Source organism: Cellulomonas denverensis, assembly GCF_012396125.1.
GTDB lineage: Bacteria > Actinomycetota > Actinomycetes > Actinomycetales > Cellulomonadaceae > Cellulomonas > Cellulomonas denverensis.
Genome location: NZ_JAAXOX010000001.1, coordinates 758,039 through 783,021, shown reverse-complemented (window position 1 = coordinate 783,021; position 24,983 = coordinate 758,039). Strand labels below are relative to the sequence as shown.

The window sequence follows — 24,983 nt, the reverse complement described above, 5'->3', positions numbered from 1 at the left end:
GCGGGCCGGTGCGTCAGTAGGATCGACGGGTGATCGATCTCAAGCTGCTGCGCCAGGACCCCGACCTCGTCCGTGCGAGCCAGGTGGCCCGCGGCGACGATCCCGGGCTGGTCGATCAGGTGCTGGACGCGGACGCCCGTCGTCGTGCCGCCCTGACCGACTTCGAGAACCGGCGCGCCGAGCAGAAGGCCCTCGGCAAGCAGGTCGCCTCCGCCCAGGGCGAGGAGAAGCAGCAGTTGCTGGCCCGGGCCAAGTCCCTGGCCGAGCAGGTCAAGGCGCTGCAGTCGGATGCCGACGCGGCCGAGGCGGAGGCCACCGAGCTGTCCCGCCGGATCGGCAACATCGTGGCCGAGGGCGTGCCGGCCGGCGGCGAGGACGACTACGTGGTGCTGCGGCACGAGGGCACCCCGCGCGACTTCGCCGCCGAGTACGGCAGCGACTTCCGGGTCCGCGACCACCTGGAACTGGGCGAGGGCCTGGCCGCGATCGACACCGAGCGCGGCGCCAAGGTCTCCGGTGCCCGGTTCTACTACCTCACCGGGATCGGTGCCCGGCTGGAGCTCGCGCTGCTGAACGCGGCGGTGGATCGCGCGCTGGCCGCCGGTTTCACCCCGGTGATCACCCCGACCCTGGTCAAGCCGGAGATCATGGCCGGCACCGGGTTCCTCGGCGCGCACGCGGACGAGATCTACCGGCTGGAGGCCGACGACCTCTACCTGGTCGGCACCAGCGAGGTGGCGCTCGCGGGCTACCACTCGGGGGAGATCCTCGACCTGTCCGCCGGGCCCAAGCGCTACGCCGGCTGGTCGGCCTGCTACCGCCGGGAGGCCGGTTCCTACGGCAAGGACACCCGCGGCATCATCCGGGTGCACCAGTTCCACAAGGTCGAGGCGTTCAGCTACACCACCGTCGAGGACGCCGCCGACGAGCACCAGCGCATCCTCGGCTGGGAGGAGCAGATGCTCGCCCTGGTCGACCTGCCCTACCGGGTGATCGACACCGCCGCCGGCGACCTGGGGTCGAGCGCCGCCCGCAAGTTCGACTGCGAGGCGTGGCTGCCCAGCCAGAAGCGGTACCTCGAGCTGACCAGCACCTCCAACTGCACCACCTTCCAGGCCCGCCGCCTCGGCGTCCGTGAGCGCACCGCCGACGGCGAGGTCCGCCCGGTCGCCACCCTGAACGGCACCCTGGCCACCACCCGCTGGATCGTCGCCATCCTGGAGAACCACCAGCAGGCCGACGGCTCGGTGCGGGTCCCCGAGGGCCTGCGCCCCTACCTGGGCGGCCTGGAGCTGCTCGAACCCACCGGAGGAGCATCGCGATGACCCACCCGCGCACCGTGGCCGGGACCCTGATCGCCCTGGACGTCGACGGCACCCTGATGACCTACGACGGGGTGATCTCCGACGCGGTGCGCGAGGCGGTGGACGCCCTGCAGGCCGGCGGTGCGCACGTGGTGCTGGCCACCGGCCGCGGCGTGCGGGCCACGGTGCCGGTGGCGCTCGACCTGGGCATCACCTCCGGCTGGGCGGTCTCCTCCAACGGTGCCGTCACCTCCCGGCTCGACCCCGCACTGCCCGGCGGCTACGAGGTGGTCCGGGAGATCACCTTCGACCCCGAGCCCGCACTGCGGGTGCTGCAGATGGAACTGCCCGACGCCCTGTTCGCGGTGGAGGACGTCGGCCGCGGCTTCCAGGTCACCCGGCCGTTCCCGGACGGCGAGCTCACCGGCGACCAGCGGGTGTGCAGCTTCGACGAGCTGGTGTCCCGCCCCGCCACCCGCGTGGTGGTCCGCGACCCCGGCAGCACCCCGGACGAGTTCCGCGAGCTGGTGCACCGGGTCGGCCTGCACCGGGTGTCCTACGCCGTCGGCTGGTCCGCCTGGCTCGACCTGACCCCGGGCGGGGTGAACAAGGCCTCCGCGCTGGAGGACCTGCGCCAGGACCTCGGCGTCGAGCCCTTCGCCACCGTCGCGGTCGGTGACGGGTCGAACGACCGGGAGATGCTGGCCTGGGCGGCCCGCGGGGTGGCGATGGGCCACGCCGAGGACGACGTGCGCGCCGCGGCGGACGAGGTCACCGGGACGATCGAGGACGACGGGCTGGTCGACGTGCTGAGGTCGGTGCTGGCCGAGGGCTAACGGCCGTACATTTGTCCGTACAGACGGAGGTGAGGGCATGGCTGCAACCGCTCGCCTGGAGTTCCGGGTGACCCCGGAGGACCGGGCGTTGATCGAACGCGCAGCCCGGTTGACGGGCGAACCGGTCACTGCGTTCGCGCGCACTGCGGCCGAGGAGCGGGCGGAGCGGGTGCTGCGCGCCCACGAGTCGGCCACGACCGTGCCGGCGGAGTTCTTCGACGACCTGATCGCCGCGTTCGACCAGCCCTCGCAGGTGAACCCCGGCCTCGCCGGCGCGGCCGCGCGTCTGCGCGAGACCGTCGTCCGTGACTGAGTTCCGGTCCCAGCCCTTCGACCCGGCGCAGCACGACGCCGATGGCTTCAGTTGTGGCGAGTCTGTACTGGATGCCTGGCTGCGGGAGCACGCCGCCGTGAGTTCCCACCGAGGGACCGCCCGGACGTGGGTCTGGGTGGACTCCGGCGGAAGGGTGGTCGGCTACTACGCGCTGACCGCGCACAAGATCGCCCGGGAGCAGGTCCCGTCCCGGATCGGGCGCGGCGGCCCGGCTGAGATCCCGGCCGTCCTGCTGGCTCGCCTCGCGCTAGCCGAGCATCTGCGCGGGCAGGGGTGGGGAGCGGTGCTGGTCGCCGACGCACTGGGACGCGTGGTGGCGGCGACGCGGACGGTCGCCGCGCGGGTGGTCGTCGTGGACGCACTCGCCGAACCGGTTGCGCGGTTCTACGAAGGGCTGGGGTTCCGGCGGGTCCCGGGCAGCCTGCGCCTGGTCCAGAAGATCGCCGACATCGAGGCGGCACTCGATGCCGAGGGGCACTGATGCGGCCCCATCCCGCACCGACAGGTCCATGCCACAGCCCTACCGGATCCGGCAGAGAAGTGGTCGCCGCCGGGAGGGTCTGACACGACCTCCCACGGACCGGGCCGGGCTCCTAGTGTCGAGAGGACGAACCGACCGAGCGAGGAGCAGTGCTGTGCGTGGAGTGGTGATGTACGCCCCCGGGGACGTCCGGGTGGAGGAGCGGCCGGACCCGCGGATCGAGGAGCCCACCGACGCGATCATCCGGCTGACCGCGACCTGCATCTGCGGGTCGGACCTGTGGCCGTACCGTGGTGCCGAGCCGGTGGACCATGCGCCGATGGGGCACGAGTACGTCGGGGTGGTCGAGCAGATCGGGCCGGAGGTGCGGACCCTGAAGGTCGGCGACTTCGTGGTGGGGTCGTTCTGGTCGTCGGACAACACCTGCGAGATCTGCCGGGACGGGTACCAGGCGTACTGCGTGCACCGCACGCTGATGGGGCTGATCGGGACCCAGGCGGAGAAGGCGCGGATCCCGCTCGCGGACGGCACGCTGGTCGCCACGCCGGGGATGCCGGAGCCGGACCTGATCCCGTCGTTCCTGGCCGCCTCGGACGTGCTGGGCACCGGCTGGTTCGCCGCGGTCGCCGCGGAGGCCGGGCCGGGCAAGACGGTCGCGGTGGTCGGCGACGGCGCGGTCGGCCTGTGCGGGGTACTGGCCGCCCGGGAGCTGGGCGCGGAGCGGATCATCGCGTTCAGCCGGCACGCCGACCGGCAGGCGCTGGCCCGGGAGTTCGGCGCCACCGACATCGTGACCGAGCGCGGCGAGGCGGGCGCGGCGCGGATCAAGGAGCTGACCGGCGGGCTGGGCGCGCACTCGGTGATCGAGGCGGTCGGTACCCAGGAGGCGATGATGCAGGCGATCGCGTCCACCCGGCCCGGTGGTCATGTCGGCTTCGTGGGGGTGTCGCACGACGTGGCGATCCCGGGCGACGTGCTGTTCGGTGCCGGCATCCACCTGCACGGCGGTCCGGCGCCGGTGCGGCGGTTCCTGCCGGAGCTGGTGCGGCTGATCTGGGACCGGGCGATCGATCCGGGGAAGGTCTTCGACCTGGTGCTGCCGCTGGACGAGGCCGCCGAGGGCTACCGGGCGATGGACGAGCGCCGGGCCACCAAGGTCATGCTGTCCCTGTGAGCCACAAGGACGACGTCCGCGAGTTCCTGATCTCCCGGCGGGCGCAGGTGACCCCGGAGCAGGCCGGGCTGACGGTCTACGGCGACGACCGCCGGGTGCCCGGTCTGCGCCGGGAGGAGGTCGCGGAGCTGGCCGGGGTGAGCCTGGACTACTACGTCCGGCTGGAACGCGGGAACATCGCCGGGGCCTCGGACGAGGTGCTGCACGCGATCGCGGGTGCGCTGCGGTTGGACGAGGTGGAGCGCCGCCACCTGTTCGACCTGGCCCGCCGGGCGCCGGCCCGGGTGGCGCGCGAGGGCCGGACGGCCGGGCGGCTGCGGCCGTCGGTGCGCCGGATGCTGGACGCGCTGAGCGTGCCCGCGCTGGTGACCAACGCCTGCCAGGACATCCTGGGTGCCAACCCGGCGGGCGCGGCGCTGTTCGCCCCGCACCTGGAGTCGGAGCGGCCGAATCTGGCCCGGTTCATCTTCCTGGACTCGCGGGCGCCGGAGTTCTACGCCGACTGGCCGCTGGCCTGCCGGCTGACCGCGGCGATGCTGCGGTACCGGGCCGGACGGGACCCGCTGAACGAGGACCTGACCGCGCTGATCGGTGAGCTGTCCACCCGCAGTCCGCGGTTCCGGCAGGACTGGGCCGACCACGACGTGCACGAGCACCGCACCGGTCGCAAGCTCTACCGGCACCCGGTGGTAGGGGAGATCGACCTGACCTACGACGTGCTGGAACTGCCCGGCGAGCCCGGGCTGTCGATCACCACGTACACCGTGGACCCGGGCTCGGAGTCCGAGCGCCGCCTGGCCCGGTTGCCGGTCTAGCGGTCCGCCGGTGGACCCCGTGCCGCCCGGAGAGGCAGAATCGCCGCCATGGCGCACGGCATCGTCGACGTGGCCCGGGCGGCTGGGGTCTCCACCGCGACCGTGTCCCGTGCGCTGCGCGGACTGCCGAATGTCACCGAGTCCACCCGGCAGCGGGTGCTGCGCGCGGCGGACGACCTGGGCTACGTGCCCTCGCCGTCGGCGGCGTCGCTGGCCACCGGCCGGACCCGGACGATCGGGCTGATCTCCCCGTGGGTGTCGCACTGGTTCTTCGCCAATGTGATCGAGGGTGCGGAGCGGGCGCTGCGCGCGGAGGGCTTCGACGCGCTGCTGTACACCTTCGAGGTGGAGCGGGGCGCGCGGCGGCTGGACCTGGACCCGGGGGTGCTGCGCCGCCGGGTGGACGGGGTGCTGGTGGTCGGGCTGCCGTTGGAGCCGCCGGAGATCGCCACGCTGGACGAGCTGGGCTACCCGCTGGTCTTCGTCGGGCCGGGCGCCCCGGACCATGTCACGGTCGGGCTGGACGACGTGGACACCGCGCGGCGGGCGGTGGCCCATCTGGCCGGCCTGGGTCACCGGGTGATCGCGCACCTGTCCGGGGAGCCCGACGACGTGCTGGCCTGGTCGCCGGCGGTGCGGCGGGCGCACGGCTGGCGCACCGAGATGGCCGCGCGCGGGCTGGCGGTGTCGGCCGGGCTGGAGGTGCACGGGCACTTCGACGTGGCCGGCGGGCGGGCGTCGATGCACCGGTTGCTGGACGCCCGGCCGGATGTCACCGCGGTGTTCGCCGCCTCGGACGAGATGGCGATGGGCGCGATCCTGGCGATCCGGGACCGTGGGCTGCGGGTGCCGGAGGACGTGTCGGTGATCGGGGTGGACGGGCACCAGATGGCCGAGGTGCTCGGGTTGACCACCCTGGCACAGGACGCCTGGGACCAGGGGGCGACCGCCGCGACCATGCTGCTGGAACTCCTGACCGGGGCTCCGGTGCCCCGCGATGTGGTCTTCCCGACCACGCTGATCGAGCGGACCTCCACCGCGCCGCCGGGCGGTATCGGGTGATTCAACCCCTGTGACCCAATTGTGACCCCGCTGATGGGCGAACTGGCTTGCGCTGGGCAGATGTAAACGCTTGCATGAGTCGGACGCGCCGGGGCAACGAGGCACCGGTGTCACCACGACGATGTGGAGGCATGGCAGATGACCACCATCCGTCGGCACCGAGCGGGTGCCGTCATCGCTGGCGGCCTCGGAGTCGCCCTCGCCCTCGCCGCCTGTTCCTCGGGCGGCGACTCGGACGGCGGCAGCACCGAGGCGGGCGGTTCGACCGGCCTGGAGATCGATTGCGCGCCCTATGAGGAGTTCGGCGACCTCGAGGGCACCGAGGTGTCGGTGTACACCTCGATCGTCGAGCCCGAGCAGAAGACGCAGGAGGACTCCTACGACCCGTTCGAGGAGTGCACCGGCGTCACCGTGAACTACGAGGGCTCGCGCGAGTTCGAGGCGCAGCTGCTGGTGCGGATCCAGGCTGGCAACGCGCCGGACATCGCGTACCTGCCGCAGCCCGGCCTGCTGCGCACGATCGTCGGGGACTTCCCGGACGCGATCGTGCCCGCGCCGGAGGCGACCGAGGCGAATGTCGACGAGTTCTTCAACGAGGCGTGGAAGGAGTACGGCACCGTCGACGGCACGTTCTACGCCGCGCCGCTCGGGTCGAACGCCAAGTCCTACGTCTGGTACTCGCCGAGCATGTTCGAGGACGCCGACTACGAGGTCCCGGAGACCTGGGACGACCTGATCGCGCTCTCCGACCAGATCGTCGAGGACGGCGCGATGCCGTGGTGCGCGGGTGTGGAGTCCGGTGACGCCACCGGCTGGCCGGGCACCGACTGGATCGAGGACATGGTGCTGCGCACCGCCGGCCCGGACGTCTACGACCAGTGGGTCAACCACGAGATCCCGTTCAACGACCCGCAGATCCTCGAGGCCTGGGACGCGGCCGGCGACATCCTGAAGAACGACGAGTACGTGAACGCCGGTCTGGGCGGGGTCGACTCGATCGCCACCACCCCGTGGACCGACGCCGGGTACCCGATCCTGGACGGCACCTGCTGGATGCACCGGGCGGCGAACTTCTACGCCACCCAGTGGCCGGAGGGCACCGAGGTCGCCCCGGACGGTGACGTCTACGCGTTCTACCTGCCGAACATGGACACCGACACCAAGCCGGTGCTGGTGGGTGGCGAGTTCGTGGCCGCCTTCGACGACCGTCCCGAGGTGCAGGCGTTCCAGACCTACCTGGCCAGCGCGGACTGGGCGAACGTCAAGGCCCAGACCACCCCGGCCGGCGGCTGGGTCAGCGCCAACAACGGTCTCGACCCGGAGAACCTGGCCACCGAGTTCGACCGGCTCTCCGCGGAGATCCTCTCGGACGAGAACGCCGTGATCCGGTTCGACGGATCGGACCTGATGCCGGGTGAGGTCGGCGCCGGGACGTTCTGGACCGCGATCGTCAACTGGCTCACCGGGTCCTCCACCGAGGAGGTCACCGAGCAGGTGGAGTCGAGCTGGCCGTCGTCCTGAGCGCACACCGCTCACGCCGGCCCTGATCGGTACACCGGACCCGGCCGGGCAGGAATCCCCTGCCCGGCCGGGCCGGTCCACCCAGCTCGGAGAGACAGATGGACTGGTTGACGAATGCGAACACCACAGGTGGCAAGTTCCTGCTGATGTTCCTGGCGATCGCGCTGTTCGTGATCGTGATGGGCGCGATCCTGCTGCTGGTCGATCGCCCCAAGCGGGTCCCGCGCTGGGCGGTGGCGACCGCCTTCGCCGGGCCCGCGCTGCTCCTGCTCGCCTGGGGCCTGGTGCGCCCGGCGCTGATCACGGTCTGGAATTCGTTCTTCGACCGGCGCGGGCAGGAGTTCGTCGGGGTGGACAACTACACCCAGGCGCTGACCACCGGCCAGTTCCAGGGGGTGCTGGTCACCACCGCGGTCTGGGTGATCCTGGTGCCGGTGGCCTCCACCCTGATCGGCCTGCTGTACGCGGTGCTGGTCGACCGCACCCGGTTCGAGAAGCTGGCCAAGGCGCTGGTGTTCATCCCGATGGCGATCTCCATGGTCGGCGCCTCGATCATCTGGAAGTTCGTCTATGAGTTCCGGCCGAACCAGCCGGGGGTCAGCCAGACCGGCCTGCTGAATCAGGTGCTGGTCTGGATCGGGCTCGAACCGCAGCAGTTCCTGATCAACTCGCCGTGGAACACCGTGTTCCTGATCGTGGTGATGGTCTGGATCCAGACCGGTTTCGCGATGACGGTGCTGTCCGCGGCGATCAAGGCGATCCCGGACGACATCGTGGAGGCGGCCCGGCTGGACGGTCTGGGCGGGACCAAGATGTTCCGCTACATCACGGTGCCGTCGATCCGGCCGGCGCTGGTCGTGGTGCTCACCACGATCGCGATCGGCACGCTGAAGGTCTTCGACATCGTCCGGACCATGACCGGTGGGCAGTTCGGCACCCAGGTGATCGCGAACGAGTTCTACACGCAGGCGTTCCGGCAGAACAACCAGGGGCTGAGCGCCGCGCTCGCGGTGATCCTGTTCATCCTGGTGATCCCGATCGTCGTCTACAACGTGCGCCAGCTGCGCCGGTCGGAGGAGATCCGATGACAACCACCCCCTTGCCTCCCACGGGTGCGGTGCCGGAGGAGCTCGCGCCGGACACCGGCAACCCGGAGCGCCCCCGGCGGCTGTCCCGGCTGGAGAAGCGGGCCATCGCCACCAAGGGCCGGCTGACCTCGCCCTGGGCCTCCCTGATCGCGATCGTGATCGCGGTGTTGTGGACCATCCCGTCGATCGGCCTGCTGGTCACGTCCTTCCGGCCGGCGCTGGACATCCGGCGCTCCGGCTGGTGGACGGTGTTCGGCGGACTGTTCTCCGGCGACGCCGAGTTCACCCTGGACAACTACGACCAGGCACTGTTCGGCTCCGGGGCGAACCTGTCGACGTTCTTCGTCAACTCGTTCGTCATCACGATCCCGGCGGTGATCATCCCGATCACCATCGCGCTGCTGGCGGCCTACGCCTTCGCCTGGATCGACTTCCGCGGCCGGGAGTTCCTGTTCGTGGCGGTGTTCGCGCTGCAGATCGTGCCGCTGCAAGTCACGCTGGTGCCGCTGCTGCGGGACTACGTGAACCTGGGGATCAACGGCACGTTCTGGACCGTCTGGCTGTCGCACTCGATCTTCGCGCTGCCACTGGCGATCTTCCTGCTGCACAACTTCATGAAGGACATCCCGTCCTCCCTGGTCGAGGCGGCCCGGGTGGACGGCGCCGGGCACGTGAAGATCTTCATGCGGGTGCTGCTGCCGCTGCTGGTCCCGGCGATCGCGTCCTTCGGGATCTTCCAGTTCCTCTGGGTGTGGAACGACCTGCTGGTCGGCCTGACCTTCACCAGCACCGGATCACGCCCGCTGACCGTCGCGGTGGCCGAGATGGCCGGCAGCCGGGGCGGGGAGTGGCACGTCCTGACCGCCGGGGCGTTCATCTCGATGATCGTGCCGCTGGTGGTCTTCCTCGCCCTGCAGCGCTACTTCGTCCGCGGGCTGCTGGCGGGGTCGGTCAAGGGCTGATCCCGCGAGCACTCAGGGAACCCCCGGCCGCGCGGGCCGGGGGTTCCCTGCTGCGTAGGCTGGTGCGGTGCCCGCGCCCCACCGTGTCCCCGCGCCGGTGCTGTTCGTCTTCTCCGGGCTGACCCAGTACGCCGGGGCCGCGCTGGCGGTGGGACTGTTCGCGGTGATCGCCTCGCCGACGGTGGCCTGGCTGCGGATCGCGGTGGCCGCGGTGGTGCTGATCGCCTGGCGGCGGCCCTGGCGGGCGCGCTGGACCCGGCGCTCGCTGCTGACCGCAGCCCTGTTCGGCGTGGTGCTGGCCGCGATGAACGTGACCTTCTACCTGGCGATCGACGTGCTGCCGCTGGGCACCGCGGTGGCGATCGAGTTCCTCGGGCCGGTGGCGGTGGCCGCGGTCACCGGGCGCGGCTGGCGGGAACGGCTCGGCATCGTGGTCGCCGCCGCCGGGGTGGTGGCGCTAGCCGGCGTGCAGCTCGGCGCCGGGGACGACCCCCGGGTGACGCACGGGCTGATCGCGATCGGGGCCGCCGCCGCGTGCTGGGCTGGGTACATCCTGCTCGGCCGGCGGGTGGCCACCGGGACCGATGCCGGGCCGGACGCGCCGGACGGCTTCGCCTCGCTCGCGGTCGGGATGGCGGCCGGGGCGATCGTGTTCGCGCCCTTCCTGGCGGGCGGCTCCGGACCGGTGTGGCACGACCCGGCGCTGGCCGCCGCGGTGGTCGGCATCGCGGTGCTGTCCTCGGTGGTGCCCTATGCCGTGGAACAGGTCGTGCTGCGCCGGGTCACCGCCGCCACCTTCGCGGTGCTGCTGGCGCTGCTGCCGGCCACCGCGGCGGTGGTGGGCGCGGTGGCGCTGCGCCAGTGGCCGCACGGCTGGGAGATCGCCGGGCTGGCCTGCGTCTCGGCGGCGATCCTGCTGACCGCGGTGCCGAGCCGCCGGCCGCGAGTCGTCGGCTAGAGGTACTGCCCAGGACCGTGCTCGCCGGGACGCCCGGCCGGCGGGGGAGTCCCCGGCAGGGCGCGGCGCATCTGGCTGAGCTGGGACTGTGCGGCCATCTGCTGGGCGACCAGGGCGGTCTGGATGCCGTGGAACAGGCCCTCCAGCCAGCCGACCAGCTGGGCCTGGGCGATCCGCAGTTCGGCATCGGAGGGTGCGGCGTCCTCGGTGAACGGCAACGTGATCCGGTGCAGCTCCTCGACCAGCTCCGGCGACAGGCCGTCCTCCAGCTCGGTGAGCGAGCGCTCGTGCACCTCGGCCAGCCGGGTGCGGGCGGCGTCGTCCAGCGGGGCGGACCGCACCTCGTCCAGCAGCTGCTTGATCATGGTGCCGATCCGCATCACCTTGGCCGGCTGGTCGATCTGCGGTGCGAGGTCGCCGCCGGACTCCTCCTCGCCGGGCTGCGCGCCGTCGCCCAGGACGACGATCCGCGGACGGTCGGGCTTCGCGTCATCGGTGGTCATACCCCGATGCTGCCGCTCGCCGGGCCGTCGCGCGACCGCCCGGGTCAGGGCAGCAGCAGCACCTTGCCGAAGACCTCGCCGGAGTCCATCAGCCGGTGGGCGTCGGCGGCCCGGTCCAGCGGGAGCCGGGCGTGCACCACCGGGCGGACCCGGCCGTCGGCGACCAGCGGCAGGACGTGCTCGGTCACCGCGGCGACCACCGCGGTCTTCTCCGGCACGCTCCGCGGGCGCAGGGTGGTGCCGGTGACCACGGCGCGCTTGGCCATCAGCGCGGCCAGGTCCAGCGTGCCGCGGGTGCCGCGCTGGGTGCCGATCACCACCAGCCGGCCGCCGGTGGCCAGGCAGGCCAGGTTCTGGTCCAGCCCGCCGGCGCCCAGCACGTCCAGGATCACGTCCACCCCGCGGCCGCCGGTGGCCGCCAGCACCGCGGCCGGCACGTCCTCGCTGCGGTGGTCGATCACCAGGTCGGCGCCCAGTTCCCGGCAGCGCGCCGCCCGCTCCGAGCCACCGGCCGTGGTCAGCACCCGGACGCCCAGCGCCGCCGCCAGCTGCACCGCGAACGAGCCGACCCCGCCCGATCCGCCCTGCACCAGCAGGGTCTGGCCCGGCGCCAGCCCACCGGTGTCGACCAGGTTGGTCCACGCCGTGCAGGCGGCCTCCGGCAGGCCACCGGCGGTCACCAGGTCCAGGCCCGCCGGCACCCGCAGCACCTGCCCGGCCGGCACCAGCACGTACTCGGCGTAGCCACCGCCGGCCAGCAGCGCGGCCACCGGCAGATCGTCCGGCCAGGCCGCCGGGTCCACCCCGGCCCCGCGTGCGGCCACCGTGCCGGAGACCTCCAGCCCGGGCCAGTCCGGGGCGCCCGGCGGCGGTGGGTAGTGACCCTCGCGCTGCAGCAGGTCCGCACGGTTCACCCCGGCGGCGGCCACCCGGATCACCAGCTCACCCGGTCCCGGCACCGGATCGGGTCGCTGCGCCACGACCAGGCACTCCGGTCCACCGGGTTGTTCCACCTGCACGACTCGCATCCGTCGAGGGTACGTCCGGATGAATCCGCGCCGAGCGCTCATGTCGCCGGGTGAATCGGCCGATGGGCTGTGAACGGGCGCTCTCCGCGAGTGTGCCCGCCGACGGCCGACCGGTCGCGGGAGACTCAGGAGGCAGGTCGACATGCTGCGCAGGCTCGGCATCCGCGCCAAGGTGCTGGCGGTGCTCGCGCTGCCGGTGCTGGTGCTGCTGGTGGCCAGTGCCTACATCGCGGTGCAGTCGGCCGCGCAGGCCCGGACCGCCGCCGCGGTGAGCCAGGTCGTGCAGGTGCTCCCGGACTACGCCATCGCGGTCGAGGCGCTGCAGCAGGAACGCACCATCTCCATGCAGAAGGCCGGCGACGAGCCGCTGTCCGGCAACCTGAACTCCTCGCGCGGGTCCACCGACCGGGCGCTCGCGGCGCTGGCCGAGTCGATCGCGGGCCTCGACCTGTCCGACCTGGACTTCCGGGTCGGCGAGGCGATCGAGACCGCGACCACCAAGGCCGACCTGAGCAGCATCCGCAGCCAGGTCGACAACGAGACGCTGCCGCAGTCCCTGGTGGTCTCCAACTACACCGACGTGATCGCGGCACAGAACAACGTGCCCGCCCTGGTGGCCGAGACACTGTCCGACCGGTCGCTCGGTTCCCGGCTGACCGCCTACGGCCAGGTCGCCACCACCATCGAGCGGGTGCTGCGCGCCCAGCCGACCTCGGTGGAGGTGCTGCTGGACGACGGGGCCGACCCCGAGCAGGTGCGTGAACTCGCCGGGCTGTTCGCGGTGGCCGACGACGCCCGGACCCAGGCCCGCACCACCACCAACAACCTGCGGCTCGCCGGCATCCAGCTGCCCTCCCGGGATGCCGACCTGGCCGCGATGCAGCTGGCGATCGAGTCCGGCAACCCCGAGACCATCGCCTCGGTGAACAGTGCCCGATGGAACGCCCTGGTCAACGCCGAGCTCGCCACCCTGCGACCGGTCGGTGACGACCTGCTGGCCTCCGCGAGCGACCAGGCCGACCGCCTGGCCGCCGAGGCCCAGCGCGAGGCACTGATCACCGTGGGCATCACGGTGGCCGCGACCGCGCTGTCCATCGTGATCGCCTTCCTGGTGTCCCGCGGCATCGTCATCCCGCTGCGCCGCCTGACCACGGCCGCCGGTGAGGTCCGCGAGGAGCTGCCGCGCCTGGTCGAGCAGGTCGCCGAGCCGGGCAAGGCCCCCGACCTGTCGCTGGCCGAGATCCCGGTGACCTCCCGGGACGAGGTCGGGCGACTGGCCGCGGCCTTCAACTCGGTGAACGCCACCACCATCCAGGTCGCCCGGGACCAGGCGGCGCTGCGCGGCTCGATCGCGGAGATGTTCGTCAACGTGGCCCGCCGCGACCAGGTGCTGCTCGGCCGCCAGCTCGCCTTCATCGACTCCCTGGAACGCTCCGAGGAGGACCCGGCGACCCTGGCGAACCTGTTCCGCCTGGACCACCTGGCCACCCGGATGCGCCGCAACGCCGAGTCGCTGCTGGTGCTGGCCGGCATCGACTCCGGCCGCCGGCTGCGCGAGGCGATGCCGCTGTCCGACGTGGTCCGCACCGCGTCCTCCGAGATCGAGCAGTACGACCGGGTGCAGCTCGACCTGGGCGCCGACCCGCTGATGCACGGCTTCAACGCCCTGGCCGCCGCACACCTGATGGCCGAGCTGCTGGAGAACGCCACCCTGTTCTCCGAGCCCGGCACCCCGGTGCAGGTCCGCACCGCCGAGCGTGCCGGTGAGCGCAGCGGCGACCGCCAGGTGCTGGTCACCATCACCGACCAGGGCCTGGGCATGAGCGACGACGAGCTCGCCGAGGCCAACGCCACCATCGCCTCCGCTGCCGCCACCGACGCCATCGGCGCCCAGCGTCTGGGCCTGTACGTGGTCGCCCGGCTGGCCGCCCGGCTCGGCGCGCAGGTCTCGCTGGCCCGGGTCTCCGACGGCGGCTCCGGCACGGTCGCCACCGTCACCTTCCCCGGCGCGCTGTTCACCGCCGAGCCCGGGACCGCCGGGCCGCTGGAGAGCGCCGCCACCGGTGCTATGCCGGCCATCGACCCCGCCGGGCAGCCCGAACCGCCCACCGCGGTGCCGGTCGACCTGGCCGCCCTCACCGACGGCGCCACCGGCACCGGCCTGCCCCGGCGGCGGACCAGCGGTACCGAGCGGACCGCCGAGCCGGTCGCGCAGCCGGATGTCGTGCTGCCCGCCCCCGCCGAGACCACCCTCGCCCCGGAGATCGCCACCGCCTCCGCCGGTTGGGCGCCCGCCATCGCGCCGGATGCCGCACCGCTGCCCTCCCGTGGCGCCGGGCTGCCGAGCCGTGGCGCGTCGGGGCTGCCGACCCGCACCCCGGGGACCGCCGCCGACCCGGCGGCGACCGAGTCCGTGCCGGAGGGCCCTGCCGGGCCGCGGGCCGGGCTGTTCGCCGGGTTCCGCGGTCGTGGTGCCGTGCCGGAGGAGTCGGCCGCGACCGCTGCTGCGCCGGTGCCGGACGAGCCCGCCGAGCCCGTTGCTGCCCCGGTGCCGGAGCCGGACGATGCCGCCGGGTTCAGCAGCCGTGGTGACCTGCCGGAGGAGTTCGCCGCGACCGTTGCGGAGAACCACGCCGCCGGGTTCGTGGTGCCCGCGCTGATGCCGGACGAGGACGAGCCGCTGGTCGCCGGATGGGGCGGGCCGGTGCCGGTCGAGTCCTTCGGCGCCGTGGTCGACGAGGGGCCTGCCGCGGAGCAGGACTGGCTGGCGGCGGAGCCGTATCCGGTGCCGGAGACCTCGGGCGCCGGGACCGACGGATCGGCGGCGGGGGCTGTGCCGGGTCTGGTCGCGGACGGGCCGGGCAACGATGTGCCGGGCGTGGACGCGACCTGGGACCTGCCGGGTGTGGATGCGGGCTCGACCGCCGACCCGGAGTGGGGCGCGACCGAGTCCGGTGCGCGCGCCCAGGACGTCGGCCCCACCGCCGGATCGCCCGCGCCGGAGCCGGCGCCCGGCCCGCAGGCCGCCGTGCCCGCCGAGGCCACCCGCTCCGAGCCGCCGTTCCACGTGCCCGAGCCCTTCGCCCCGATCGACGCGGCGGACGCGCCCGCCCCGGCCCGGGAGCGACGGGTCGAGGTCCCGGACTTCGCCAGCGTGGTGCGCGGCGACGGCACCGACGAGCCCCCTGCTCCGCCCCGCCGCGAGCGTGGCGCGAAGGCCCGGCGGCCGTTCTTCTCCTTCGGTCGTCGCCGTCGCCCCACCGAGCCGCGCGCGGTGACCGGTGCGCACAAGCTGGTCACCCCCACCGGCACGGCGACCCCGGCCACCCCGGCGGCCACCCCGGCCCCTGCCACCGCCCCCGCCGTCGAGCGGGTGCCGGTGCCGACCTGGGCGCCGCAGGACACCGCGCCGACCACCGTGCAGGACTGGACCCCGGCCGGACCGGCCGCGCAGGACCCGGCGGCCGGGTCGCCCGAGTGGGCCTCGGCCGGGACACCGGACTGGGCCGCCGAGCCGGGCCTGGCGGGCGGTGGGCAGTGGACCGCGACCCCGCCGGTCGGCCAGGCCGGCGCGCCGGCTGCCGAGGAGTCGTGGACTCCGACCCCGCCGGTCGGCCCGGGTGCCGGGGCGTGGGCCTCGACCGCTCGCTCCGACGCGGAACCAGGGTCCTGGTCGCCGGCGGCTCCTGTCGACGGTGGTGTCGCCGCGTCTGCTGGTGGCACTCCGGCCGCGCCGGCGTCCTGGGCTACCGACCCGGCTGCCCCCGCGTCCCCGGCCACCGACCCGGCAGCCCCCGGCCCCTGGGCCACCAGCCCGGCCACGCCCGGCTCCTGGGCCGCCGATCCGGCAGTCCCCGGCTCCTGGGCACCTGGCCAGGAGCAGGCCCCCGCGCCCGAGCAGCCCGCCCCCGGCGCCGCACCGGCCTGGTCCCCGGCAGGCGCCTGGGCCCCGGCCGAGCACGACGCGGCGGACGGCACCCCCTCGTCGGCGCTGCCCACCCGGGTCCGCGGCGAGGTGCCGCCCCCGGTGGAGGACACCCCGTCGGCGCCCACCACCGGTCAGCGTCGTGACCTCGGCGCCTGGGCCTCGGCGCGGGCCGCCCGCACCGATGCCGAACCGCAGGACGGTGCCGCACCGGTCACCCCGACCGGCTGGGCGCCGGAGCAGGCCGAATCCGACCTCGGCGCGGGTGCCTTCGGCGCTCAGGGCGCCGCCACCCTCGCGATGCGAGCCGACATCCAGGAGCAGGCGTTGAGCGAGCTGAGCCAGCTGTCCGCCTACCGGCCGAAGACGGTCGACCGGCCTGCCGGATCACTGGCCCGCCGGGTGCCCAACCAGGTGCCCGCGGCCCCGGAGATCGCCCCGGCGACCGGTGCCGCACCCCGGGACGCCGACGCCGTGCGCGATCGGCTGTCCAGCTTCCAGTCCGGATCCCGCCGTGGCCGCCGCGCGCTGTCCGACGGCCGGTCCGGTCCCACCGACGCCCAGCCCACCCCGATCCCGTGACGGCAGCCCCGGCGCCGTCGTCCGCCACCCCGATCCCGCAGCCGCCGGCTGCCATCCCCCAGGAGGATGAGTGACCACCCTCAGCACCGAGGCAGCCAACTTCGGCTGGCTGCTGGACAACTTCGTCCGGACCGTGCCCGGCACCCGGCACACGCTGGTGGTGTCCGCCGACGGTCTGCTGATGGCGATGTCCGAGCAGCTCGACCGGACCAGCGGCGACCAGCTCGCGGCGATCGTCTCCGGCATGTCCAGCCTGACCCGCGGCGCCGCCCGCCAGTTGCGCGCCGGTGACGTCCGGCAGGCCATCGTCGAGATGGACAACCTGTTCCTGTTCCTGATGAGCGTGTCGAACGGGTCGGTGCTCGCCGTGGTGGCGGACGCCACCTGTGACGTCGGCCTGATCGGCTACGAGATGGCGATGCTGGTCTCCCGCACGGAGGCCACGCTCACCCCTCAGCTGATCACCGAGATGCGTTCCTCCCTCCCCGTCGACGGCGCGACCCGCCCGGTGTGAGGCTGCGATGAGCGAGAGCGAGTTCGAGACCCGGACGGTCCGGCCGTACGCCGTGACCGGTGGCCGGGTGCGCTCCGAGCGGTCGGACTACCCGCTGGAGGCGCTGGTCGAGCTGCTGCCCGGCGGTGTCGTCGGCCAGGGACTCACCCCGGAGAAGCGCGCCATCCTGCAGCACGCCTCGCACGGCTACATCTCGGTGGCCGAGCTGTCCGCGTTGCTGCACCTGCCCCTCGGCGTCGTCCGGGTCGTGGTGTCGGATCTGGTCGAGGCGGGGTACGTGCGGGTGCACGGCTCCGACCCGGTCGAGGTCAGCACCGGCCAGTCGCCCGCCCTGTCCCTCAGCGTGCTGGAGAGTGTTCTCAATGGCATTTCCGCCCTCTGACCCCGGCCTGAGCACGGTGGACGCCGCGGCGACCACGGTGCCCGCCGCCCGCACCGCAGGACCCGGCGAGCAGCCCGGCGCCGCTCCCACGGTGGTCAAGATCGTCGTCGCCGGTGGCTTCGCGGTCGGCAAGACCACCTTCATCGGGTCGATCTCCGACATCGAGCCGCTGAACACCGAGGCCGCGATGACCGAGCACTCGGTGGGCGTCGACGACGCCGGCGGGGTCTCGGACCGGAAGACCTCGACCACGGTGGCGATGGACTTCGGCCGGATCGCGCTGCCCGGGTCGCTGTGGCTGTACCTGTTCGGCACCCCGGGCCAGGACCGGTTCCTGTTCATGTGGGACGACCTGGTGCGCGGGGCGATCGGGGCCGTGGTGCTGGTCGACACCGACCGGTTGGACCAGTGCTTCCCCGCAGTGGACTACTTCGAGTCGCGCGGCATCCCGTTCGTCGTCGGCGTGAACTGCTTCGACGGGGTGGCCAAGCACCGCCTGGAGGACGTGCGCGAGGCGCTGGCCATCCCGGATCACGTGCCGGTGCTGTACACCGACGCGCGGTCCCGCGACGCCACCAAGCAGAGCCTGATCCAGCTCGTCCAGCTCGCCATGCAGCGCCTGCGCGCGGCCTGACACCACCTATCGGCCCGCCGTCGCACCCCTGCGTACGGCGGGCTGAGCCACACCCAGGAACCTGGACACCACCTACCCGGATACCCTTCCGACATGCGGGTCTACGCCGACGGGTCGGCGCTCGTCCGCTACCTGACAGGCGTCCCGCAGTCCGACGAGTGGAGCCGATGGGCAGCGGACCGGGAGCCGGACCTCCTGGTCACGTCGTTGTCCCTGAGCGAGCTGCGTGCAGCGGCCGCCGGGCAGACGGCGTCCGTCCGCATGCGCGCACTCGATGTCGCGGACCGGTTGGAGGAGGTGCGCTACTTCGATCAGGCCCTCCGGCTCGCATCGATGGTCACCGGCGTGCTGTCCCCCTTCGGTGCCCTCCACCTAGGAGTGGCGGCTGCACACCCGGAGGTGGGTGCCATCGCCACCTATGACGCCCGGCTGGCCCAAGTGGCGCGGATGTACCACCTGGTGGTGGTCAGTCCCGGACTGCCCGAGGACTGGTTCGCGGCGCGCTGAGCACAGGCCTACCGTCGGGACATGGCCCTCGCACTCGACCTGTCCGGACGCACCGCCCTCGTCACCGGTTCCACCCAGGGGATCGGCCGCGCCATCGCCGCCACCCTCGCCGCCGCGGGCGCCCGGGTCGCGATCAACGGCCGCCGCCCCGAGGTGGTCGACTCCGTGATCGCCGAGCTGGACGGCGACCTGATCGCCGCCCCCGGGGACGTCACCACCGCCGAGGGCACCGCCGCGGTGCTGGACGCCGTCGGCCAGGTCGACATCCTGGTGAACAACCTCGGCATCTTCGGCGCCACCCCCGCACTGGAGATCACCGACGAGGAATGGCAGCGCTACTTCGACGTCAACGTGCTGTCCGCCGTGCGCCTGATCCGTGCCACCCTGCCCGGCATGACCGCCGCCGGCTGGGGCCGGGTGCTCACCATCGCCAGCGACTCCGCCGTGGTGATCCCGGCCGAGATGATCCACTACGGCACCACCAAGACCGCTCTGCTCGCCGTCACCCGCGGCTTCGCCAAGGAGGCCGCCGGCACCGGTGTCACCGTCAACTCCGTGATCGCCGGCCCCACCCACACCGGCGGCGTCGAGGACTTCGTCTACCAGCTGGTCGACCGGTCGCTGCCCTGGGACGAGGCGCAGCGCGAGTTCATGCGGCTGCACCGCCCCCAGTCCCTGCTGCAGCGCCTGATCGAACCGGAGGAGATCGCCCAGATGGTCGCCTACCTCGCCTCACCCCTGGCGTCGGCCACCACCGGCGGCGCGCTGCGGGTCGACGGCGGGTATGTGGACGCGATCCTGCCCTGACGATCGCTGAGGTAGTCTCGCCGCGCACGCCAGGAGGGCTGGCTGAGCGGCCGAAAGCGACGGTCTTGAAAACCGTTAGTGCGGTGACCCCGTACTCAAGGGTTCGAATCCCTTGCCCTCCGCAGGAGCAGTGTTTGTGTTGGTCAGAGCGGCAATCCACAGCACCTAGGCTGCCGCTCTGGCCGCGCCTGCCGCATCGGTCTGTGCAGCGTTCCGCACGGTCGTGGCTGTCAGGAGTCACGTGCGTGCTCGAGGAGCGGACGGGGCTGACGACGGACGTCGTGTACGACGGTATGGCACCAGCCTCATCAGGAGGCGTCGGCGCGAAGTCATGGACGCCGGTCCCGCACCTCGTAACCCGTGATCGGCTGCGGCTCGTGACGACCATGGCAACTGGATGACGGCGCGTCTTCACGACGCGGATTGCACGGGCGTCGGTAGGTTCTGGACATGTCGCTCGCTCGTGTCAGCGCAGTCAGGATCAACAGCATCCTGCGCAACCGGCGCATCACGCCGGGCGATCTCGACGTACGGCTCGGTCGCAACATCCGTGTCGCGGACCTCGTCGTTGAGGACCAGGACATCGATCTTGACGACCTCGAGGCGCTCGCTTCTCTCCTGAAGCGGCCGTGGCCCTACCTGCTGATCGACGACCCTGAGCCGCCGCCCGCAACGGGCCAAGACCACCGCACCGTTGCCAACCAGGCCGCGGGCATCTCCCCTGAGCTCGTCACGGAACTCGAGGCGGCAGCGGAGATGCTCGACGCCGCCATCGAGCTATTCCCCGATGATGTGGTTCAACTTCCCGCCGTTCGTATCGACGTCGATGTCCCGGTCGAGACCGCGGGTGAGCGCGTTCGAGCAGCGCTCTGTGTGAGCATCGACGAACAACGCGCCGCGAAGGACGAGTACGCGGCGCTTCGACTGTGGGTCGAGGCCCTCCACCGTCAGTGCATCTACGTCGCGCAACGCCGCCTGGAAGACCCGACTGTCAGGGCGTTCAGCTTGCGACGCGAACAGCACTGCATCGTGGTCGTAGACACCCAGGACACCCCGTACGCGCGCCTGTTCTCAGTGGTTCACGAGTACGTGCACGTCGTCATGCGCGCCACCGGCCTGTGCGACCTCGACGACCACGCGACGATTGAACGGTTCTGCAACGCCGTCGCGGGCGCAGCCCTACTCCCATCTGAGTTGCTCGTTGACGCGCGCAGTCATCCGTGGGGCCGCGACGACACCGAGGACGATGCGACGCTTCGGCTGCTCAGCCGGCACGTGCATGTCAGCCAGGCGGCGCTCCTCATCCGCATGAAGGACCTTGGGTACATCACCCAGACGCGGTTCGACATGCTCGACGGACGCCGCCAGACACGCAGGGTCGAGTCAAAGGACGGAGGTTCGTACTACCCGTCGCAGATCAACAAGGTCGGTCGGCGCTTCGCCGGCGAGGTCCTCACGAGCCTTGACTCGGGCAGGCTGGCACGTCAGGACGCTGCGGCCCTGCTCGGTGTCGCGGAGCACAACGTGGCTCGATACCGCGAGGAGTACGCGGCCCGGAGCGGCCGGTGACCGTTCAGCCCGCACTGTTCGACGTCGAACCGAGGTACTGCATCGACACGAACGTGATCGTGTCCTTCCTGCACCAGGCTGACGACGAGTTCTACGGCGCTGACGTGTTCGCCCCACAGTGGGCGCTCTTCGAACGACTGATCACCAACGGCGAGATCATCGCCCCCGACGCGGTGAAGACCGAGCTCGGAAAGTGGGCGCTCAAGGACCAGAACATCCACGACTGGGTGCGTGCACGCCCGGGCATGTTCCGAGGTCCGACCACCGACCAGCTCACGAAAGCGAAGGAGATCGTGAACCGACTCCCCGGCTACGGGCGGGACCTGCACTACCTCGGTGACCTCATGGTTATCTCACTCGCCGCCGTCGAAAACCTGACGGTGATCACGCTCGAGACTGCGGACGGCCCGGCACCGTCCCGCATGCGACCGAAGATCCCGTACACGTGTGGCGAGTTCGGCATCAATTGCACGAGCGTCGCCGGCTTCCTGCGTCGGGAGCAGCCCCGCACCGTTCCCGGCCCGTAGTTCTGCTCAGGCACACGGCGGGAACTCCAGGAGCTCCCCTGCCCACCTGACCGACCTGGTCGAAATCAGGCGGCTGCTCTAACACTGGACTGGGGCCCCACGCGTGGAGCCGACGGGACTCGAACCCGCGACCAAACGCTTACCTTCGAGGTTCGCGACTTCGGTGGGCGTACGCACGCGGTGGTGACTTCCGTCGGCGTGCCATTTCGCTGATCCTCGAGGTCATCGACGTCTGACGCCGGACATACGTAAGGCGCGAGCGCCACGACCGTTTGGACGGGTCTAGAGCCTTCGACTTCCCTCGGCTTCTGCCTCGGGCACGTACCACGATACGCGAGCACGAACACGCGGTCCCGCGCCCATCTGCGCGATCTGACATGGCGGGCCGCTGGGCTCAGCCCAGTGCAGCCGCTGCCACGCCAGTCGCGATCGAGCCGGCAACGACGGTGACCACGCGAGTGAGATCAACCCAGATGCGCCTGACCATAGGCACCACCCCCGATTCCTTGCTCCTCTGCCGGTCCGAGCGGACCTCTTGGTGGGGGAGCCGGGCTTCGAGCAGGTTGCAGATGATCGCGATGACTACGGCAGCCGCTGCCATGGACCCGGAGACCGGGCTCAGCCAAGCGACGGCGACCATTCTGGCATCACGTTCGACCCGCGGATAGCGCCAGGTGGGCGAGTCAAGCTGCTATGAACATGAGCCATGAGCGCTCTGAATGACCTCGACCCCCTAGTTCGCCCACTGCTGGAACCGATCGGGCTCATCGCGCTCTCCGCGACGCGCGTCGAGTTCGCGCTCGCTGTCGTCCGCGCGCTCGCCACAGGCGGGAACGTCGACTACCGGGGCAGCGCCAAGGACAAGGTGAGCGCGATCAAACGGAGCCCCGCACTTGCCGAGATGGCCGGGACCGAGGCAGCACGAACCATCGAGGGGTGGGCCGCGGCCGCCGAAACCGCGCTGAACGAGCGAGGGGAACTGATGCACAGCTTCGCGTCCGTGACGTCAGACATCCTCGACGAGGACTGGATCCGTATGGGCGAGGAGCCGCCGATCAGCCGCGTCGTGTCGCTCACGAGGCTCAAGGGCGGGGCCCGCGTGCGGAGCAAGGAAGACCTCTTCGAACTCGCTGATCGACTGTCCGGACTGGCCGACCGGCTGCCGTCGATGCACGACACACTTAGGGAGTCCACCGACAAGTATTGACCCGACGCGCGTGAGCATGTATCAGAACCCGTGGTTGTTAAGCGGTTGTCAATCGGCAGCGCGGGACGCCTTGCCAGGCCCTCGACCAGCATCAACGCGTTCTGTCGTCGCCCTTGAAAACCGTTAGTGCGGTGACCCCGTGCTCAAGGGTTCGAATCCCTTTGCCCTCCGCCAATGCAGTGTTCATGCATCGCGGGAGCGCAAGCGGCCGTCCGAGGAGCAGTCGAGCGTTGAGACCGGACGGCCCGCGCGCCGGCTCAGATCCGAAGACGAGCCTTGAACATCGCGGTCACGCGCTGGGCGCTGGTCAGCCACGAACGCATCTCCGGATCGATCCATCCGGCCACGTCGTACGCAGCGTCGATCTGACTCCTCACCTTCCGCACCTCCAGGAGTGGCTCAAGGTGCGCGACGCGGTTGCGCAACTGGTAGACGAGGTCGACCGCGCGGGTGACGTCCCCGCCGTTCTTGTCTGCCGGGAGGTGTGGGAAGGCGTCGACGACGGCATCGCGCCACAGAAGCTGTCGCCCGGCATCGCGATCGGGGAGCAGGTAGCGCCACGTGCCGAATGACGTCTGGGCGAGCACGTCAGCGTGGAGTGGGGTGGTGTTCGGACGGTTGGCGACCGCCTGAGCTGCGCGGGGCACAGCCTGCTCGAGCGCGCGATGCGCGAGCCGTTCCAAGAGAGGTGCTGGGTCCAGGAGCCAGTCAGCCGCGTGCGGCTCTCCAGTCGTCCGGGAGACCTCGGTCGTGTTCCAGGCGCACAAGCAGGGGTCGATCGCGTTGCGCAGTAGAACCTCGAAGCGGTGCAGTACCTCGTAGGCGGCACCCGACATCTCGATGTTCCACGAATAGAGGCGCAGAGCCCGGCCGGTGTCACCGTTCGACTCGCGAAGGAACGGAGCGAGTCGCAGGTCCGTGATGTACCGCACGCGTGCTGCCTCCATCGGGCGCAGGCGTTGAGTACCGCTCGTCACCTCGCGTACACTCCTTCTCGAAAGCGGAGACAGGTTCTTCGTTACAGCTCGTCCGATGGTCCGTCCGGCTCGACCGGCGGGCCATTGGCATTTCCTGGGCTCGACTCCGCCACCTTTCAGCCCCACGCTGTGGGCAGGAGCCTACGTTGTCACTGGTGGCGGTTCTGCGGCCCTCGCCAGCCGAGCTGGCGTGGGCTCACGAGCCGTCCCGGTCGTCGCGGATCATGAGGGAAGCGCCGAGGGCATCGAGCACGCGGAGCGCTCGTGCGAGCTCCGCCCCGGTGCGGGTACCGGCCTCGACCTCCCCGACCCAACGACGGGAGACGTCGGCGGCGCGCGCGAGCTCGGCCTGGGTCAGGCCCTGTTCCCGGCGCAGTGTCTTGATCGCCTCCCCCAGCAGGGGTAGCGACCGGGCCGGCAGCAGGCGGGCGTGGGTCATGGATGCCACGGTACTGTGGCATTGCTGCGATGCGACACAGATGTAGCACGGCACCCGCCACCGCCCCCCGTGCGGACGTACCCTGATCCGACCGGTGCCGCATCGGCAGCGGGACGCACAGGCGAACGGCGGGATCCGCGCGGCCCGTCGCGCCCATCACGGCGAGATGCCGTCACCGCGGGGCCGAGTTCCCCGTTGGTCACACCCGGATCGCGGGGCACGGCCGGTGCCGGTCCCGGGTCCGCCATCGAACGACGGTGCCTGTCGCCGGACCCCCCTCCTGGCGACGGGCATCGTCATGTCTGGCACGGTGGGCGGATGCGGATCGAGGCAGTCCTGGGGGACATCACCACACAGCGGGTCGACGCGATCGTGAACGCCGCCAACTCCTCGCTGCTCGGCGGCGGTGGGGTGGACGGGGCGATCCACGCGGCGGCGGGCCCGCAGTTGCTGGCCGAGTGCCGGGAGCTGCGCCGGAGCGCGCTGCCGGACGGGCTGCCGGTGGGGGAAGCGGTGGCGACCGGGGCCGGGGAACTGCCGTGCCGGTGGGTGATCCATACCGTCGGGCCGAACGCGCACCGGGGCCAGACCGACCCGGCACTGCTGCGCAGCTGCTTCAGCCGCAGCCTGGATGAGGCGGCGCGGGTCGGGGCGCGCACCGTGGCGATGCCGGCGGTGTCGGCGGGGGTGTACGGCTGGGCGGCGGGCGACGTGGCCCGGGAGGCGGTGGCCGCGGTGCGCGGGTGGGACGGTGACGGGGTGGAGCTGGTGCGGTTCGTGCTGTTCTCGGCCGCGGTGCTGGACGAGTTCCGCGCCGCGCTGGACCCCGTCGGCTGATCGGGCCCGG

The 24,983-nt window shown here is 71.9% G+C and carries 26 protein-coding genes and 1 tRNA gene; 22 read left to right on the top strand and 5 right to left on the bottom strand.

All coding sequences use genetic code 11. The features are described from left to right. Positions 1 to 29 precede the first annotated feature (29 nt). The 11 genes from serS to HGA03_RS03515 all read left to right on the top strand — a co-directional run bounded on the left by serS (position 30) and on the right by HGA03_RS03515 (position 10,535). A complete protein-coding gene (gene serS / locus HGA03_RS03565) occupies positions 30 to 1,325 on the top strand; it encodes a serine--tRNA ligase (protein WP_168628788.1) in 1,296 nt (431 codons plus the stop codon). Then, on the top strand, positions 1,322 to 2,140 hold the full coding sequence (locus tag HGA03_RS03560) for an HAD family hydrolase (protein ID WP_168628787.1): 819 nt from the start codon (positions 1,322 to 1,324) through the stop codon (positions 2,138 to 2,140). The genes serS and HGA03_RS03560 overlap by 4 nt, the downstream gene beginning before the upstream one ends. Positions 2,141 to 2,177: 37 nt before the next feature. After that, entirely contained in the window at positions 2,178 to 2,453 is a 276-nt protein-coding gene (locus tag HGA03_RS03555) for a type II toxin-antitoxin system TacA family antitoxin (protein ID WP_168628786.1), read from the top strand. Then, positions 2,446 to 2,955 (top strand): GNAT family N-acetyltransferase, encoded by a 510-nt coding sequence (locus tag HGA03_RS18700; RefSeq protein ID WP_168628785.1) that lies wholly within the window; start codon positions 2,446 to 2,448, stop codon positions 2,953 to 2,955. Before HGA03_RS03555 ends, HGA03_RS18700 begins: the two co-directional genes overlap by 8 nt. 154 nt (positions 2,956 to 3,109) lie before the next feature. Continuing rightward, positions 3,110 to 4,129, top strand: coding sequence for a zinc-dependent alcohol dehydrogenase family protein (locus HGA03_RS03545; protein ID WP_168628784.1), 1,020 nt, complete (start codon positions 3,110 to 3,112; stop codon positions 4,127 to 4,129). Further along, positions 4,126 to 4,944: a helix-turn-helix domain-containing protein gene (locus HGA03_RS03540; protein ID WP_168628783.1), complete on the top strand. Its 819-nt coding sequence runs from the start codon at positions 4,126 to 4,128 to the stop codon at positions 4,942 to 4,944. Before HGA03_RS03545 ends, HGA03_RS03540 begins: the two co-directional genes overlap by 4 nt. 48 nt (positions 4,945 to 4,992) lie before the next feature. After that, positions 4,993 to 6,006: a LacI family DNA-binding transcriptional regulator gene (locus HGA03_RS03535; RefSeq protein ID WP_168628782.1), complete on the top strand. Its 1,014-nt coding sequence runs from the start codon at positions 4,993 to 4,995 to the stop codon at positions 6,004 to 6,006. A gap of 138 nt (positions 6,007 to 6,144) precedes the next feature. Then, positions 6,145 to 7,527, top strand: coding sequence for an ABC transporter substrate-binding protein (locus HGA03_RS03530; protein ID WP_168628781.1), 1,383 nt, complete (start codon positions 6,145 to 6,147; stop codon positions 7,525 to 7,527). A 98-nt stretch (positions 7,528 to 7,625) separates the two neighbouring features. Next, on the top strand, positions 7,626 to 8,615 hold the full coding sequence (locus tag HGA03_RS03525) for a carbohydrate ABC transporter permease (RefSeq protein WP_168628780.1): 990 nt from the start codon (positions 7,626 to 7,628) through the stop codon (positions 8,613 to 8,615). Continuing rightward, positions 8,612 to 9,577, top strand: coding sequence for a carbohydrate ABC transporter permease (locus tag HGA03_RS03520; protein ID WP_168628779.1), 966 nt, complete (start codon positions 8,612 to 8,614; stop codon positions 9,575 to 9,577). Before HGA03_RS03525 ends, HGA03_RS03520 begins: the two co-directional genes overlap by 4 nt. 67 nt (positions 9,578 to 9,644) lie before the next feature. Then, a complete protein-coding gene (locus tag HGA03_RS03515) occupies positions 9,645 to 10,535 on the top strand; it encodes an EamA family transporter (protein WP_168628778.1) in 891 nt (296 codons plus the stop codon). Here HGA03_RS03515 and HGA03_RS03510 read toward each other — a convergent pair. Both HGA03_RS03510 and HGA03_RS03505 read right to left on the bottom strand, forming a co-directional pair. After that, the gene (locus HGA03_RS03510; protein WP_168628777.1) at positions 10,532 to 11,038 is read right to left on the bottom strand and encodes a bacterial proteasome activator family protein; all 507 of its coding nucleotides are present in this window, start codon (positions 11,036 to 11,038) and stop codon (positions 10,532 to 10,534) included. The genes HGA03_RS03515 and HGA03_RS03510 overlap by 4 nt on opposite strands. 44 nt (positions 11,039 to 11,082) lie before the next feature. Next, positions 11,083 to 12,066 (bottom strand): NAD(P)H-quinone oxidoreductase, encoded by a 984-nt coding sequence (locus HGA03_RS03505; RefSeq protein ID WP_168628776.1) that lies wholly within the window; start codon positions 12,064 to 12,066, stop codon positions 11,083 to 11,085. Between the two features lie 142 nt (positions 12,067 to 12,208). Here HGA03_RS03505 and HGA03_RS19265 point away from each other — a divergent pair, with 142 nt between their 5' ends. The 9 genes from HGA03_RS19265 to HGA03_RS03460 all read left to right on the top strand — a co-directional run bounded on the left by HGA03_RS19265 (position 12,209) and on the right by HGA03_RS03460 (position 21,513). After that, the gene (locus HGA03_RS19265; protein ID WP_168628775.1) at positions 12,209 to 16,573 is read left to right on the top strand and encodes a sensor histidine kinase; all 4,365 of its coding nucleotides are present in this window, start codon (positions 12,209 to 12,211) and stop codon (positions 16,571 to 16,573) included. Between the two features lie 70 nt (positions 16,574 to 16,643). Next, the gene (locus tag HGA03_RS03495) at positions 16,644 to 17,087 is read left to right on the top strand and encodes a roadblock/LC7 domain-containing protein (protein ID WP_168628774.1); all 444 of its coding nucleotides are present in this window, start codon (positions 16,644 to 16,646) and stop codon (positions 17,085 to 17,087) included. Positions 17,088 to 17,094: 7 nt separating this feature from the next. Next, complete coding sequence (locus tag HGA03_RS03490; RefSeq protein WP_168628773.1) at positions 17,095 to 17,469, top strand: DUF742 domain-containing protein; 375 nt, start codon at positions 17,095 to 17,097, stop codon at positions 17,467 to 17,469. Next, complete coding sequence (locus HGA03_RS03485; RefSeq protein WP_239073589.1) at positions 17,450 to 18,103, top strand: GTP-binding protein; 654 nt, start codon at positions 17,450 to 17,452, stop codon at positions 18,101 to 18,103. The genes HGA03_RS03490 and HGA03_RS03485 overlap by 20 nt, the downstream gene beginning before the upstream one ends. 93 nt (positions 18,104 to 18,196) lie before the next feature. Continuing rightward, entirely contained in the window at positions 18,197 to 18,610 is a 414-nt protein-coding gene (locus HGA03_RS03480; protein WP_168628772.1) for a PIN domain-containing protein, read from the top strand. Between the two features lie 21 nt (positions 18,611 to 18,631). Beyond that, positions 18,632 to 19,417: an SDR family NAD(P)-dependent oxidoreductase gene (locus tag HGA03_RS03475; protein ID WP_168628771.1), complete on the top strand. Its 786-nt coding sequence runs from the start codon at positions 18,632 to 18,634 to the stop codon at positions 19,415 to 19,417. A 32-nt stretch (positions 19,418 to 19,449) separates the two neighbouring features. Further along, positions 19,450 to 19,539, top strand: a tRNA-Ser gene (locus tag HGA03_RS03470). Positions 19,540 to 19,867: 328 nt separating this feature from the next. After that, entirely contained in the window at positions 19,868 to 20,986 is a 1,119-nt protein-coding gene (locus HGA03_RS03465; RefSeq protein WP_168628770.1) for an ImmA/IrrE family metallo-endopeptidase, read from the top strand. Beyond that, complete coding sequence (locus tag HGA03_RS03460) at positions 20,983 to 21,513, top strand: DUF4411 family protein (RefSeq protein WP_168628769.1); 531 nt, start codon at positions 20,983 to 20,985, stop codon at positions 21,511 to 21,513. The genes HGA03_RS03465 and HGA03_RS03460 overlap by 4 nt, the downstream gene beginning before the upstream one ends. 394 nt (positions 21,514 to 21,907) lie before the next feature. Here HGA03_RS03460 and HGA03_RS03455 read toward each other — a convergent pair whose 3' ends face one another. Next, complete coding sequence (locus tag HGA03_RS03455; protein ID WP_168628768.1) at positions 21,908 to 22,153, bottom strand: hypothetical protein; 246 nt, start codon at positions 22,151 to 22,153, stop codon at positions 21,908 to 21,910. Positions 22,154 to 22,219: 66 nt separating this feature from the next. Between HGA03_RS03455 and HGA03_RS03450 the strand changes: the two genes are divergently transcribed. Further along, positions 22,220 to 22,720 (top strand): hypothetical protein, encoded by a 501-nt coding sequence (locus HGA03_RS03450; protein WP_168628767.1) that lies wholly within the window; start codon positions 22,220 to 22,222, stop codon positions 22,718 to 22,720. Between the two features lie 257 nt (positions 22,721 to 22,977). Here HGA03_RS03450 and HGA03_RS03445 read toward each other — a convergent pair whose 3' ends face one another. Then, positions 22,978 to 23,652 (bottom strand): hypothetical protein, encoded by a 675-nt coding sequence (locus HGA03_RS03445; protein ID WP_168628766.1) that lies wholly within the window; start codon positions 23,650 to 23,652, stop codon positions 22,978 to 22,980. A gap of 241 nt (positions 23,653 to 23,893) precedes the next feature. Next, on the bottom strand, positions 23,894 to 24,136 hold the full coding sequence (locus tag HGA03_RS03440; protein WP_168628765.1) for a helix-turn-helix domain-containing protein: 243 nt from the start codon (positions 24,134 to 24,136) through the stop codon (positions 23,894 to 23,896). Between the two features lie 318 nt (positions 24,137 to 24,454). Here HGA03_RS03440 and HGA03_RS03435 point away from each other — a divergent pair, with 318 nt between their 5' ends. Then, positions 24,455 to 24,973: an O-acetyl-ADP-ribose deacetylase gene (locus tag HGA03_RS03435; RefSeq protein ID WP_168628764.1), complete on the top strand. Its 519-nt coding sequence runs from the start codon at positions 24,455 to 24,457 to the stop codon at positions 24,971 to 24,973. Positions 24,974 to 24,983: the final 10 nt, after the last annotated feature.

Coding starts and splice junctions, on each gene's coding strand:
- HGA03_RS03520 (WP_168628779.1), top strand. CDS start 8,612: ATGACAACCACCCCCTTGCCTCCCACGGGTGCGGTGCCGGAGGAGCTC.
- HGA03_RS19265 (WP_168628775.1), top strand. CDS start 12,209: ATGCTGCGCAGGCTCGGCATCCGCGCCAAGGTGCTGGCGGTGCTCGCG.
- HGA03_RS03455 (WP_168628768.1), bottom strand. CDS start 22,153: ATGGTCGCCGTCGCTTGGCTGAGCCCGGTCTCCGGGTCCATGGCAGCG.
- HGA03_RS03435 (WP_168628764.1), top strand. CDS start 24,455: ATGCGGATCGAGGCAGTCCTGGGGGACATCACCACACAGCGGGTCGAC.
- HGA03_RS03505 (WP_168628776.1), bottom strand. CDS start 12,066: ATGCGAGTCGTGCAGGTGGAACAACCCGGTGGACCGGAGTGCCTGGTC.
- HGA03_RS03490 (WP_168628773.1), top strand. CDS start 17,095: ATGAGCGAGAGCGAGTTCGAGACCCGGACGGTCCGGCCGTACGCCGTG.
- HGA03_RS03555 (WP_168628786.1), top strand. CDS start 2,178: ATGGCTGCAACCGCTCGCCTGGAGTTCCGGGTGACCCCGGAGGACCGG.
- HGA03_RS03535 (WP_168628782.1), top strand. CDS start 4,993: ATGGCGCACGGCATCGTCGACGTGGCCCGGGCGGCTGGGGTCTCCACC.
- HGA03_RS03560 (WP_168628787.1), top strand. CDS start 1,322: ATGACCCACCCGCGCACCGTGGCCGGGACCCTGATCGCCCTGGACGTC.
- HGA03_RS03480 (WP_168628772.1), top strand. CDS start 18,197: ATGCGGGTCTACGCCGACGGGTCGGCGCTCGTCCGCTACCTGACAGGC.
- HGA03_RS03465 (WP_168628770.1), top strand. CDS start 19,868: ATGTCGCTCGCTCGTGTCAGCGCAGTCAGGATCAACAGCATCCTGCGC.
- HGA03_RS03530 (WP_168628781.1), top strand. CDS start 6,145: ATGACCACCATCCGTCGGCACCGAGCGGGTGCCGTCATCGCTGGCGGC.
- HGA03_RS03485 (WP_239073589.1), top strand. CDS start 17,450: ATGGCATTTCCGCCCTCTGACCCCGGCCTGAGCACGGTGGACGCCGCG.
- HGA03_RS03475 (WP_168628771.1), top strand. CDS start 18,632: ATGGCCCTCGCACTCGACCTGTCCGGACGCACCGCCCTCGTCACCGGT.
- HGA03_RS03450 (WP_168628767.1), top strand. CDS start 22,220: ATGAGCGCTCTGAATGACCTCGACCCCCTAGTTCGCCCACTGCTGGAA.
- HGA03_RS03510 (WP_168628777.1), bottom strand. CDS start 11,038: ATGACCACCGATGACGCGAAGCCCGACCGTCCGCGGATCGTCGTCCTG.
- HGA03_RS03440 (WP_168628765.1), bottom strand. CDS start 24,136: ATGACCCACGCCCGCCTGCTGCCGGCCCGGTCGCTACCCCTGCTGGGG.
- HGA03_RS03525 (WP_168628780.1), top strand. CDS start 7,626: ATGGACTGGTTGACGAATGCGAACACCACAGGTGGCAAGTTCCTGCTG.